Below are 12,241 nucleotides of genomic sequence, written 5' to 3' on the forward strand. Positions count from 1 at the left end.
GTTGCACGCTGGGGCCATGACCATGAAGTACCGCCTGTTCGGCCGCACCGGGCTGCGCGTCTCGGAACTGCTGCTCGGCACGATGACCTTCGACGACCCGGCCGAGGCCGGGCGGATCGTCGACGCCTACGCCGACGCCGGCGGCAACGTGCTGGACACCGCGTCGGCGTACGGCCGGAGCGAGGAGCTGATCGGCTCGGTCGTGCGGCGGCGGGACCGGTTCGTGCTCGGCACCAAGTACACGCTGTCCCGCGACGCCGCCGACCCGAACGCCTCGGGCAACCACCGCAAGAACCTGACCGTGTCGCTGGAGCGCAGCCTGCGCCGGTTGCGGACCGACCACGTCGACCTCTACTGGGTGCACATCTGGGACCGGCACACACCGGTCGAGGAGACCCTGCGCGCGCTCGATGGCGCCGTGCGCGCGGGCAAGGTCCTCTGCACCGGCATCTCCGACGCGCCGGCCTGGGTGGTCTCCCGCGCGAACACCCTCGCGGACTGGCGCGGCTGGACGCCGTTCACCGCCGGCGCGCCGGGCCGACCCGGCCTCGCTCACCGGGCGGGAACGGGCGGTGGTCGCCGCCGTCCAGCAGGTCGCGGGGGAGCTGGGCGCGACCCCGGCGCAGGTGGCGCCGGCGTGGACCCGCCGCCGGTTCCGGTCGGTGCTGCCGCTGGTCGGGGGTGAGCAGCGTCGCCCAGCTCACCGACAACCTCGCCGCGCTCGACCTCGTGCTGCCCGACGACGCGGTGGCCCGGCTGGAGGCGGCGACGGCGTTCCGGCTCGGGTTCCCCGGTGAATTCATCGCCGAGTGCGAGCCGTCGTCGTTCGTGTTCGGCGACACCGCGACCCTGGTCGAGCCGCGCTGAATGGCGTCGACCCGCTCCCGTGCAGGTGGACGGAAAGGCGAATTGCCTCGCGGCGAATGAGCATTTCCGGACAGGTCGCGCGAGCGCCAAGGTCGGATCGTGCTTTTATTCGCCCGGAATGCCGTACCGGAGCATCCCGGTCGGCACGATCCGGTCCGCGCCGACGTCCGGCCGCTCCAGGACCGGTGGCGACGGAGGGTGACCCGGTGGGCCGTTGTGAGCAGCGGCTACGGCGTTGCGACTACGCGCCGCTGTCTTGTTAGCCTAACCTAAGGAGCTGGTCGGACGCGGGCTGCGGAGGTGGCATGGGACAGGCGGGAGCGCGGCGGGCCGGACGCCTGTCGGCCTGGCTGGTCGTCGCCCTGCTCGGCCTCGCCGCCGTGGCCGTCGTCAGCGTGTTCGTCGGTGCCAAGCCCATCCCGCTGTCCACTGTGGTCGACGCGTTCACCCGGTTCGACCCGACCGACAACGACCACCTGTTCGTCCGCGACGAACGGGTGCCCCGCACGCTGGTCGGCCTGCTGGTGGGCGCGGCCCTCGGCGTGGCCGGCGCGGTGATGCAGGGCGTGGCGCGCAACCCGCTGGCCGACCCCGGTGTGCTCGGGATCAACGCGGGCGCGGCGCTGTTCGTGGTCGTCGGGATCACCGTGTTCGGCGTGACCGCGCTCGCCGGGTACGTGTGGTTCGGCTTCGTCGGCGCGGCGCTCGCGGCCGTGCTCGTCTACGGCGTGGGCGCGCTCGGCCGCGAGGGCGCGACGCCGCTGAAACTGGCCCTGTCGGGCGCGGCGACCAACGCGGCCTTCGTGTCGATGACCACCGCCGTGCTGCTGACCAGCACCGACGCCTTCGACCAGTTCCGGTTCTGGCAGGTCGGCGCGCTGGCCGGGCGGTCCATGGACATCTTCTGGCAGGTGCTGCCGTTCATCTCGTTCGGACTGGTGCTGGCGCTCGGCTCGGCCCGCGCGCTCAACGCCCTGGCGATGGGCGACGACCTGGCGCGGTCGTTGGGCCAGGACGTCGCGCGGAGCCGGGCGCTCGCGGGCGCGTCGGTCGTCCTGCTGTGCGGCGCGGCCACGGCGAGCGTCGGCCCGGTGGCCTTCGTCGGCTTGGCCGTCCCGCTGCTCGCGCGGGCCGTCACCGGCCCCGACCACCGGTGGCTGCTGCCCTACTCGATGGTGCTCGCGCCGGTCCTGCTGCTCGGGGCGGACGTCCTGGGCCGGGTGGTCGCGCGCCCCGGCGAGGTGCAGGTCGGCATCCTGACCGCGGCGATCGGCGCGCCGGTGTTCATCGCCCTGGTCCGCGGGCGGAAGGTCGCCGCGCCGTGAGCGCCGAGGTGATCGCGCGGGCCCGGTTCCGCGTCCGCCGGCGGCAGGCTGCCGTGGTGGGTGGACTGGTCGCGGTGCTCGTCGTGCTCACGGCGGTGGCCCTGACCCTGGGGCGCGGGCACGTGTCGCTGCCCGACGTGCTGTCCACAGTGGTCGGTCAAGGATCCCGGGCCACCGACTACATCGTGCTGGAGCTGAAGCTGCCGCGCGCGCTCGCGGCGATCCTGGTCGGGCTCGCGTTCGGCGTGTCCGGCGCGGTCTTCCAGAGCCTGCTGGGCAATCCGCTGGCCAGCCCCGACGTGATCGGGATCAGCACCGGGGCGAGCGCGGCGGCGGTGTTCGGGCTGGCGGTCCTCGGGGTCGGCGGGCCGGCGCTCTCCGCGCTGGCGCTCGCGGGCGCGCTGCTGACCGCGGTGGTGATGTACCTGCTGACCTGGCGCGGCGGGGTGACCGGCTCGCGGCTGGTGCTGGTCGGCGTCGGGCTGGCGGCGATCCTGCTCAGCGTCGTGTCCTACCTGCTGACCCGCACCCGGGTGGCCACCGCCCAGGACGCCCTGGTGTGGCTCACCGGCAGCCTCAACGGTCGCAACTGGACGCAGGTCGTGCCGCTGGCCGTCCTGCTCGCCGTCCTGCTGCCCGCCGTCGCCGCACTGGCCAGGGCGCTGGGCCTGCTCACGCTCGGCGACGACGCGGCCAAGGGCTTGGGCGTGGCCGTCGAACCGGTCCGGCTCGGCCTGCTGGCCTGCGCGGTCCTGCTGGCCGGCGCGGCGACGGCGGCCGCCGGGCCGGTGGCGTTCGTGGCGCTGCTCGCCGCGCCGATCGGCCGCCGGCTGGTCCGCGACGGCGGGCCCGCGCTCGTCGCGTCCGGGCTGGTCGGTGCGGCGGTCGTGCTGGGCGCGGACTGCGCGGCGCAGAACCTGCCGGTCGACCAGTCCTACCCCGTGGGCGTGCTGACCGGCGCCGTCGGCGCCCCCTACCTGCTCCTGCTGCTGGCGCGGGCGAACCGGACCGGGAAGGGCGGCTGATGACCGCGGAGCACACCCTGCGCACTGAGGCGCTGCGGCTGGCCTACGACCGCCGCGAGGTCGTCAAGGGGCTGTCGGTGACGATCCCGCCCGGCCGGGTGACGATGATCGTCGGGCCGAACGCGTGCGGGAAGTCCACCCTGCTGCGCGGGCTCGCCCGGCTGCTCGCCCCGGTGTCCGGGGCCGTCTACCTGGACGACCGGGACGTGCACACCATCCCCAACCGGGAACTGGCCGCCGTGCTCGGCATCCTGCCGCAGGGCCCGGTCGCGCCCGAGGGCATCACCGTCGCCGACCTGGTCGGCCGCGGCCGCTACCCGCACCAGGGCTGGTTCCGGCGGTGGAACCGGCGCGACGACCAGGCGGTGGCCGAGGCGCTGGCGGCCACCGACACGCTGGAGGTCGCCGACCGGCCGGTGGAGGAGCTCTCCGGCGGCCAGCGGCAACGGGTGTGGATCGCGATGGCGCTGGCCCAGCGCACCGACCTGCTGCTGCTCGACGAGCCCACCACCTACCTCGACCTCACCCACCAGGTCGAGGTGCTCGACCTGCTCACCGACCTCAACCGCGACCGCGGCACGACCGTGGTCGTCGTCCTGCACGACCTGAACCTGGCCTGCCGCTACGCCGACCACCTCGTCGCGATGCGCGCCGGGGAGATCGTCGCCCAGGGCCCGCCGGCCGACGTGCTGACCGAGGACGTCATCGAGCGCGTCTTCGGGCTGCGGTCCCGGATCGTGCCGGACCCGCTGTCCGGCACGCCGATGGTCGTGCCCGTGGGCCGGTACCACTGCGCTGATCCCCCGCCGGAGGACCAGCGCCGCGCACAAGGAGGAACTCCGTGACATTCCGCCTCGCCGCGGCGATCGCCGCCGCTGTCCTGCTGACCGCGTGCGGTCAGGTCGAGGAGACGGCCGGCCCCGCCGCCTCCGGTGCCACCGTGCAGACGATGTTCGGTCCGGTCACCGTGCCCGCGAACCCGACCAAGGTGGTCGCCCTGGGCTGGTCGGACGCCGAGACCGCGCTGGCGCTGGGCGTGCGGCCGATCGCCGCCGCCGACTGGCTGGCGTTCGGCGGCGAGGGCGTCGGACCGTGGGCGGCGGGCAGGTACACCACCGCGCCCAAGATCCTGCCGACGCTGGAACCGGACTACGCGGCCATCGCGCAGCTCCAGCCCGACCTGATCCTCAACACCCGCTCGGACAACTCCGAGGAGAAGTACCGCGAGCTGAGCAAGATCGCGCCCACGGTGTCGGGTCCGGCGGGCGTGGTGTCCTACGGCACGACGTGGCGTCAGCAGATGGAGCTGGTCTCCCAGTCGCTGGGCAAGCCCGACGAGGGCCGCCGGCTCATCGGCGAGGTCGACGCGGCGTTCGACCGGGCCAAGGCCGACAACCCGGTGTTCGCGGGCAAGACGGCCGCGATCGGCGCGTACTACTCGGAGAAGTACTCCGCCTACGTCCGCGGCGACTCGCGGGTGGACTTCGTGGAGGGCCTGGGGCTGAAGAACAAGCCCGAGGTGCAGGCGCTCGCCGGGACGAGCTTCGCGGTCGACCTGTCCCGGGAGCAGATCGAACTGCTCAGCGCGGACCTCACGGTCGTGTTCCCGATCGGCGGTGACGCGGCACCGTTGCGCGCCGACCAGGTGCTCAACCAGCTCCCGGCGGCGCGGGCCGGGCACCTGCTGATCATGGACGACAAGACGTTGGTCAACGCGTTCAGCAGCGGGTCGACCCTGGGCACCTTGTACGCCATCGAGAAGGCCGTCCCGCTGTTCGCCTCGACGTTGACGAAGTAGCCCGCCGGCACGGGGGCGCACTGCGGCAACTCGCGGGCCGGGGTCGCCTTGACCCTGGCCCGCGAGTCGGTTGGTCCCGTGAGCGGGTCCGGTTGCGCCGGAAGCGGCGATCGAGACGCTGCGGGCGCGGCTGGGCCGAGCCGACGCACGATCCGCTGCCGCACGGACCACCTGGTGCGGTCGAACGTTCGCGACCTCCCAGTAGGGGTTGAGCCGGTGGCGCGGAGCGGATAGGAAGCGTGCGGTGATCCGCACCGCGGCATCGACCCAGAGGATCGGGATGACGGTCGAGTTCCGACTGCTCGGCGAGATCGAGGCGACGGTCGACGGCCGGCCGGTGGACGTCGGCTCGGCCAAGGGGCGGTGCCTGCTCGCCGTCCTGCTGATCGACGTCGACCACCCGGTGTCGGTGGACCGGCTGGTGGACCGGGTGTGGGGCGGGCAGCGGGTGCCGCGCCGGCCCGCCGCCATCGTGCAGAGCTACCTCTCCCGGCTGCGGCGGGGCCTCGCGCCGGCGGCCGGGGTGCGGATCGTGCGGCTCTCCAACGGCTACCGGCTCACCGCCGACCCCCGCACCGTCGACCTGCACGACTTCCGCCGGCTGACCCGCGACGCGCGGGCGGCCCCTCGCGACGAGGACGCCGAGGAGCTCTACGAACGCGCCCTCGCGCTGTGGCGGGGAGATCCGTTCGGCAGCCTGGACGTCCCGTGGCTCAACGTCGTGCGCTCCACGCTGGTCGACGAGCTGCACGCCGCCCGGCTCGACCTGGTCGACGTCCGGCTCCGGCTGGGCGACCACGCGGCGCTGCTCGCCGACCTCGCCGCGCGGGCCCGGCGGCACCCGCTGGACGAGCGGGTCGCGGGCCAGCTCATGCTGGCGCTGCACCGCAGCGGCCGGTCGGCCGACGCGCTCGCGCACTACGACGGGCTGCGCCGGCGGCTGGTGGAGGAGCTGGGCACCGACCCGGGCGCGCCGATTCGGCGGCTGCACCAGCAGATCATCACCGCCGATCCCGCGCCGGCCCTGGCGCGGACGCCCACCGACGCGTCCCCCGGGCCGTCCCCCGGGTTCTCCCTCGGGCCGCCCGGCGGCACTCCGGTGCCGCGCCAGCTGCCCTCCGCGCCGAGGCTGTTCGCGGGCCGGGCCGCCGAGCTGGCCTTCCTCACCACCACGCTGGGCCGGCACGTCGACGCTGGCACGACGGTGGTGATCACCGCGATCGGCGGCATCGGCGGGATCGGGAAGACGTGGCTGGCGCTGCACTGGGCGCACCGCAACCTCGACCGGTTCCCGGACGGCCAGCTGTTCGTGAACCTGCGCGGCTTCGACCCGCTCGACGCGCCGATCCCGCCGGCCACGGTCGTGCGGCGGTTCCTGGACGCCCTGGGGGTCGTCCCGGCCGCCGTCCCGGTCGACCTCGACGCCCAGTTCGGCCTGTACCGCAGCCTGGTCTCCGGGCGGCGCATGCTGATCGTGCTGGACAACGCCCGGGACAGCGCGCAGGTGGTGCCGCTGCTGCCCGGCAGCCCGACGTGCGCGGTCCTGGTCACCAGCAGGAGCAGGCTCACCGGGCTGTGCGCGAACCACAGCGCGTTCGCCGCGGACCTGGACCGGCTGTCCGACGGCGAGGCGCGCAACCTGCTCGTCCGGCGGCTGGGCCGCGACCGCGTCGACGCGGAACCCGGTGCGGCGGCCGAACTCCTGGACTGCTGCGCCGGCCTGCCGCTCGCCCTGGGCGTGGTGGCCGCCCGCGCGGCGGCCCACCCGGACTTCCCGCTGGCGACCCTCGCCGCCGAGCTGCGCGATGTCGCGAACCGGCTGGACGCGCTGGACACCGGCGACCTGACGGCCAACGTCCGCTCGGTGCTGGCCTGCTCCTACCAGGCGCTGGACGCCGTCGCGGCCAGGGTGTTCGCGCTGCTGGGCGTCGCACCCGGGCCGGACCTGGGCCTGCTCGCGGCCGCGTCCCTGTGCGCGCTGCCGGTCGCCCGGTGCCGCAACGTCCTGCGGGAGCTGGAGGAGATGCACCTGGTCCAGCAGCACGTGCCCGACCGGTACCGGATGCACGACCTGGTCCGCCTGTACGCCGCCGAGCAGGGCCGCCAGGACCTGTCGGCGGACGAACGGGACGCCGCCCTGCACCGGTTGGTCGACTGCTACACGCACACCGCGTACGCGGGGGACCGCCTGCTGGAGCCGCACCGCCCGCCGATCGGGCTGGACCCGCCGGCCGAGGGCTGCGCGCCGGCCCGGCTCGCCGACGCCGACGCGGCGGCCGGCTGGTTCGCGGTGGAGGGCTCGTGCCTGGTGGCCGCGCAGCAGGCGGCGGCCGACCGGGGCTGGCACACCGAGGTGTGGCGGCTGTCCTGGGTGCTGCACACCTTCCGCGGCCGGCAGGGCCTGTTCCACGACCTGATCGACGGCTGGCGGGTCGGCCTCGCCGCCGCCCGCGAGCTCGACGCGCTCGGCCCGCAGATCCAGGCGCACCGCCACCTGGGCACCGCGCACAGCCGGATCCGCCGCCACCAACTGGGGTTCGAGCACCTGGGCCAGGCGCTCGCGCTGGCCGAGCTGGCGGGCGACCTCCAGGCCCAGGCGCACTGCCACCACGGGCTGACGGCCCACTGGGAGCTGGTGGAGGACCACGAGCAGGCGCTGCGCCACGCCATGGCCGCCCTGCGCCTGTACCGGGAGCTGGGCGACCCGGTCGCCGAGGCGAGGGCGCTCAACCACGCGGGCTGGGAGTACGCGATGCTCGGTTCGTACGAGGACGCGCGCTCCTTCTGCGAACAGGCCCTGACCCTCAACCGGCAGCACTGGGACAGCGACGGCGAAGCGGCCACCTTGGACAGTCTGGGCTACATCGCCGGCCAGACCGGCGGGCACACCGTCGCGGTGCGCCACCTCCGCGAAGCGCTGGAGGTGTCCCGCCGGATCGGCAACGCCTTCCTGGAAGTCGACGTCCTCGAACACCTGGGCGTGGCCCACCTCGCCCTCGGCGAGCACGCCGAAGCCCGCACGGCCTGGCAGCGCGCCATCGAACTGTGCCGGTCGCAACGCCGCGCCCCCGACGCCGAACGCGTACAACGCCGCTTGGACGAACTCACCGCAGCACAACGCCGACAGGACCGTTGAGCGCCCCAGGCGATCGCGGCGTCCAGTCCCGCAGGTCGGACAGGACCAGCACGTCGTCCTTGTGCACGGTCAGCACCGAGGTTCCCCTGCCGCGCACCGAGTACGCGAAGTCCCCGCACGGACTGTGGTCGTCGGCCAGGGCCGGGTAGAGCTGCGCGGTGGTGAGCACCGGGTGGCCGGCCAGGGCGATCTCGTCCACGACGGACATCGTCGTGAGGTCGACCGTGCGCAGCCTGCCGTTCCCGGTGCTCCACGAGCCGGCACCGCCCGGCAGCAGCACCAGGTCCGCGCCCGGCAGGTCGGTGCCGTCCCGGTCGGCGTCCGGGTCGACCTCCGCCCACTCCAACGTGCCCAGGCAGGCACCGCCCGGCCACGACCGGCGGACCAGGCGGTCGTCGTCGGCGGCCGGCAGCCAGGTGCCGTCCGGGCCGACCAGCGCGGGCAGGCAGTCGTCGGCCGGCAGGGGGTCGGCCGCGGGGGCGGCGGGATCGCGCAGCAGCCAGGACCGCTGACCGTCCTGCCCCGCCGCGACCCACAGCACCACCGCGTCCGGAGCGGGGTGGGGGAGCAGCATGACCGAGGAGCCGCCGAACTCGTCCGGCACCGTCACCGAAGTCCGCACGCGGCCGTCGGGCGTGCGGACTTCCACGTGGACGTGATCCCCGGTGCCGTGCGCCACCCACAGCGCCTGCCCGGACGGCAGCCACCGGCACGCGGCCTCGCCGGGCAGCGGCACGGACACCGGGTCGTCGGGGTCGCCGAGCCGCAGCCGCCCGTCGACCACCCAGGCCCACCCGGCACCGTCCGCCGACACGGCGAGGTCGCCCGTCGGCCCGCCCAGGTCGACCTGCCGCACGACCCCCAACCGGTCGTCCACAACGGTGAGCGCCCCGTCCGGCGACACCAGCGCGAAGCCCGCACCGCACGCCCGCCCGTAGTACGCGCGGTGGTCGAGCACGGCGGTCGCGGCGACCGGGACCTCACGTGCCGGACGCTTCCCCCCGCTGCTGCCCTCGGACTCCACGCCGCCAACCTACCGCCGGCGGGGCCGTGTATCCGTTGTCACGTCGAAAGGTCCGGCGCGTCCCGCTTTCGGCAACGGAGCTTGTCCGGCGGAGCCGCCGCGCACAACCTGGGCACCGGGGGCGGCGGCGGGTGTGTCGCGGGCGAGCCGGAACCCGTTGTGACCGCCCGGATACCTCCCGAACGGGCATCGCCGTCAGAACAGATCCGGTGCCAGGACCTGACCAACGAACTCGCCGCGCCCAACCGCCGGGGGCTGCCACCGGCCGTCCACCTGCGCGAGGATGTTGAGCACCTCGACCGGGCCCGCCCCGGTGCTGCCGAACCAGTGCGGGGAGGCGGGTCTCGAACTCGGCGGCCTCACCGGCCGCCGGCACCAGGTCCTGCTCGCCCAGCACCAGCCGCAGCCGGCCGGAGACGACGTAGAGCCACTCGTGGCCCTCGTGCGTGCACAGGTCGGGCGTGCTCCGGTCCGGCGGGATGATCGTCTTGAAGGTGTGCAGCGGGGCCGGCTGCCGGGTGAGCGGGAGCACGACGCTGCCGTCCACCCGCCGCGGCGTCGGCCGGATGCTCGGATCGGCCACCTCCGGGCCGCCGGTCAGCTCGTCCAGCGGCACCCGGTGGGTGCGGACGATCGGCAGCAGCAGCTCCAGGCTCGGCCGGCGCTGCCCGACCTCCAGCCGGGACAGCGTGCTCCTGGAGATCCCGGTCCGCTCGGGTCGAACGGTGCCATGGGGCCAGGACAGCATGTCGTCCCGGAACCGGCGACGAACGTTGCCGTTCCAGCACCGAGCGGGCCGGCCAGCGTCAGCACGGATGGACCCTTGTGCCGGTGATGCAAGGGTTCGAGGCCGCGAAGGTGTGGACAGGGGCCGGGCTAGGCTGGGTCATGGCTCCGGAACGGTCGATGTCGCTGCACCTGGAAACCGAACGCCTGGTGATGCGCCCTTGGGTCGCCTCGGACGTCGGGGAGTACCGCGCGCTCGTCACCGAACGGGGCGGCGGGGTGCCCGCGGTCGAGAACATCCAGGAGCGCATCGAGTCCCAGCTCGCCGCCACGGCCCGGACCGGGATCGCGCTGCTGACCCTGCGCCGGCGGGTCGAGGGGGACTTCATCGGGTACTGCGGGCTGATCATCGGGCGGGCCAGCCTCGACGAGCCGGAGATCGCCTACGAGCTGTTCCAGCGGGTGCACGGGTTCGGCTACGCGACCGAGGCGGCCCGCGCGGTGCTCGACGCGGCGATCGCGGGCGGGTGGACCCGGCTGTGGTCGACGGTCGGAGCGTGGAACGCGCCGTCGTTGCGGGTGCTGGAGAAGCTCGGGTTCGAGCAGGACCGCGTCGAGGAAGGCGACCGGGGAGGGTTGGTGTGGCTCACGCGCACCCTGCCGTGACGGCGTTCAGGGCGTGTCGGCCGGTGGGTAGCCGATGGCGGTGACGGCGTTCTCCAACCCGGCCGGGGTGACCTCCGGGTTGAGGGCGGCGACCACCCCAGGGGTCAACGGGCGCAGCGCGTAGACGTGACGGACGGCGTCGAGGTCCACGGGGGTCTCGTAGTAGTCCCGCGCCCAGTCCCGGTACCCCTCGGGCGTGCCGTCGATCAGCAGGCCGAACAGGTAGTCGGCCCCGTCCGGGACCTCGTCGGTGCCGTCGAAGTCGACGTCCCCGGTCCGCCACCGGTCGTCGCCGGGCTCCCGCCACAGGCACGCGGTCACGCGGGGGAGGCCGTCCTCGTCGGCGAACGACGGTTCCCGGACCCAGTCGTGGAACACCTCCGGCACGGAGTCGAGCACCCCCGGCCACGGGCGCGGCTCCGCCACGAACGGGCTCATCGGCGAGTGGTGGTCGAACCCGCGCACGTACGCGCCGGCCGCCGAGAACACCACCGAGTACTCGTCGCCCGCCCCGTTGTCCATCCACGCCAGCTCTCGCGCCCCGGACCAGCGGGCGTCGTAGCCGTGGCGGCGGTACTCGTTGTCCGGGTTGAGGATCGCCTCCACCATGGCCATCGACCGGCACAGGTCCCGCAGCGCGGCGATGTCCGGGAGGCGTGCGGCGACGTCACGGGCAGACATGGGGCCATTCCACCACGAGGCGTCCGGTGGTCACGCTGCGCGGTTGATCGGGGACGCTGGAGAACCGTTCGGCACGAAGGAATAACGGTGCCGAGGGACGTGTAGCGCGCCGGTCCTCGCCCACGACGTCCCATTGCGACACGACGATCATCCTGCGGGCGGCGTGCGCACCGCACCGGACGACGGCGCGCCGAGCGGGCCGCTCCGCCACACTGTTCCGGGTACGCGAGGTGTCACGGGTTCAAGAGAGGCGACGATGGACGAGCTTGCGCGACGGATGCGGGAACAGCAGCGGGAGCAGGACGCCCACCGCAACCGGATGGCGGCGGAGGCCGACGAGAGCCACCGGCACTGCCGGCAGTTCGTCCAGCTCATGCGCACCAACGACGTGCCGACGTGGACGCTGTACGTGAAGACGCGCGAGCGGATCACGCCGCCGCCGGTGAAGAGGTTCCTGCGCAAGCCGGCGCAGCCCGAGAGCCGGATCGAGGACAGGTACGCGGTGGTGGGTCGGGGCTGGCTGGTCGAGGCCGGCGACGCCGACGGCACGGACTACTACCTGATCCTCGAATCCGGCGTGTCCCACCCGTGCACCCCCGCCACCCGCTGGGGCAACGAGCCGTTGCCGGGCCTCGAGATGCCGTACGCCGTGACGACGACGACCGAGAACAACCTGGTCGAGAACCGCCGGTTCATCGGCAAGTACGGCCTCGACCTCCTGGCCCGCAACGCAACCACCCTCCTCAACCGCTCCCGCTAGCCCCGCCACTCGCCGCCGCCGCACGCCGCGCACCACCGCGCCGCCGGGTCGCACCGGGTCGCATCGGGTCGCCGCACCGGGCCGGGCAGGGCCGCACCGGATTGCCGCACCGGGGCGCCGCGCCTCGCCGCGCTGTACCGGGCCGGGCCGCACCGGGGGGCTGCGCCACGCCGCGCTGCACCGGGCCGGGTCGCACCGGGGCACTGCGCCTGCTGCGTTCCGCCGTGCTCGAA

Annotated in this window: 11 protein-coding genes and 1 pseudogene; 9 read left to right on the forward strand and 3 right to left on the reverse strand. The window is 74.3% G+C overall.

All coding sequences use genetic code 11. The features are described 5' to 3' along the window. Nucleotides 1-16 precede the first annotated feature (16 nt). The 7 genes from BN6_RS11120 to BN6_RS11145 all read left to right on the forward strand — a co-directional run bounded on the left by BN6_RS11120 (nucleotide 17) and on the right by BN6_RS11145 (nucleotide 8,151). Nucleotides 17-685, forward strand: a complete 669-nt coding sequence (locus tag BN6_RS11120) for an aldo/keto reductase (protein ID WP_231905204.1) — start codon at nucleotides 17-19, stop codon at nucleotides 683-685. Then, on the forward strand, nucleotides 682-867 hold the full coding sequence (locus BN6_RS48600) for a hypothetical protein (protein WP_015099718.1): 186 nt from the start codon (nucleotides 682-684) through the stop codon (nucleotides 865-867). The genes BN6_RS11120 and BN6_RS48600 overlap by 4 nt, the downstream gene beginning before the upstream one ends. Nucleotides 868-1,172: 305 nt before the next feature. Continuing rightward, the gene (locus tag BN6_RS11125; RefSeq protein WP_015099719.1) at nucleotides 1,173-2,192 is read left to right on the forward strand and encodes a FecCD family ABC transporter permease; all 1,020 of its coding nucleotides are present in this window, start codon (nucleotides 1,173-1,175) and stop codon (nucleotides 2,190-2,192) included. Next, the gene (locus tag BN6_RS11130) at nucleotides 2,189-3,217 is read left to right on the forward strand and encodes a FecCD family ABC transporter permease (RefSeq protein WP_015099720.1); all 1,029 of its coding nucleotides are present in this window, start codon (nucleotides 2,189-2,191) and stop codon (nucleotides 3,215-3,217) included. The genes BN6_RS11125 and BN6_RS11130 overlap by 4 nt, the downstream gene beginning before the upstream one ends. Further along, nucleotides 3,217-4,062, forward strand: a complete 846-nt coding sequence (locus BN6_RS11135; RefSeq protein WP_015099721.1) for an ABC transporter ATP-binding protein — start codon at nucleotides 3,217-3,219, stop codon at nucleotides 4,060-4,062. The genes BN6_RS11130 and BN6_RS11135 overlap by 1 nt, the downstream gene beginning before the upstream one ends. Then, the gene (locus BN6_RS11140; RefSeq protein WP_015099722.1) at nucleotides 4,059-5,015 is read left to right on the forward strand and encodes an ABC transporter substrate-binding protein; all 957 of its coding nucleotides are present in this window, start codon (nucleotides 4,059-4,061) and stop codon (nucleotides 5,013-5,015) included. Before BN6_RS11135 ends, BN6_RS11140 begins: the two co-directional genes overlap by 4 nt. 280 nt (nucleotides 5,016-5,295) lie before the next feature. Beyond that, the gene (locus BN6_RS11145; RefSeq protein ID WP_015099723.1) at nucleotides 5,296-8,151 is read left to right on the forward strand and encodes an AfsR/SARP family transcriptional regulator; all 2,856 of its coding nucleotides are present in this window, start codon (nucleotides 5,296-5,298) and stop codon (nucleotides 8,149-8,151) included. Here BN6_RS11145 and BN6_RS11150 read toward each other — a convergent pair. Together BN6_RS11150 and BN6_RS43525 are read right to left on the reverse strand one after the other, a co-directional pair. Next, on the reverse strand, nucleotides 8,120-9,175 hold the full coding sequence (locus BN6_RS11150; protein ID WP_015099724.1) for a hypothetical protein: 1,056 nt from the start codon (nucleotides 9,173-9,175) through the stop codon (nucleotides 8,120-8,122). The genes BN6_RS11145 and BN6_RS11150 overlap by 32 nt on opposite strands. Nucleotides 9,176-9,370: 195 nt before the next feature. Next, nucleotides 9,371-9,884 (reverse strand): annotated as a pseudogene (locus tag BN6_RS43525) (helix-turn-helix domain-containing protein); the annotation flags it as partial. Nucleotides 9,885-10,063: 179 nt separating this feature from the next. Between BN6_RS43525 and BN6_RS11155 the strand changes: the two are divergent. Next, nucleotides 10,064-10,567, forward strand: coding sequence for a GNAT family N-acetyltransferase (locus BN6_RS11155; protein WP_041312576.1), 504 nt, complete (start codon nucleotides 10,064-10,066; stop codon nucleotides 10,565-10,567). Between the two features lie 6 nt (nucleotides 10,568-10,573). Here the strand turns inward: BN6_RS11155 and BN6_RS11160 are convergent, their stop codons facing one another. Then, on the reverse strand, nucleotides 10,574-11,248 hold the full coding sequence (locus tag BN6_RS11160) for a hypothetical protein (RefSeq protein WP_015099727.1): 675 nt from the start codon (nucleotides 11,246-11,248) through the stop codon (nucleotides 10,574-10,576). A gap of 256 nt (nucleotides 11,249-11,504) precedes the next feature. On the opposite strand from BN6_RS11160, the gene BN6_RS11165 reads away from it, so the two are divergent. After that, complete coding sequence (locus BN6_RS11165; protein WP_015099728.1) at nucleotides 11,505-12,008, forward strand: hypothetical protein; 504 nt, start codon at nucleotides 11,505-11,507, stop codon at nucleotides 12,006-12,008. Nucleotides 12,009-12,241: the final 233 nt, after the last annotated feature.

Origin of the sequence: Saccharothrix espanaensis DSM 44229 (assembly GCF_000328705.1) — a bacterium.
In the GTDB taxonomy this organism is placed as follows: Bacteria; Actinomycetota; Actinomycetes; order Mycobacteriales; family Pseudonocardiaceae; genus Actinosynnema; species Actinosynnema espanaense.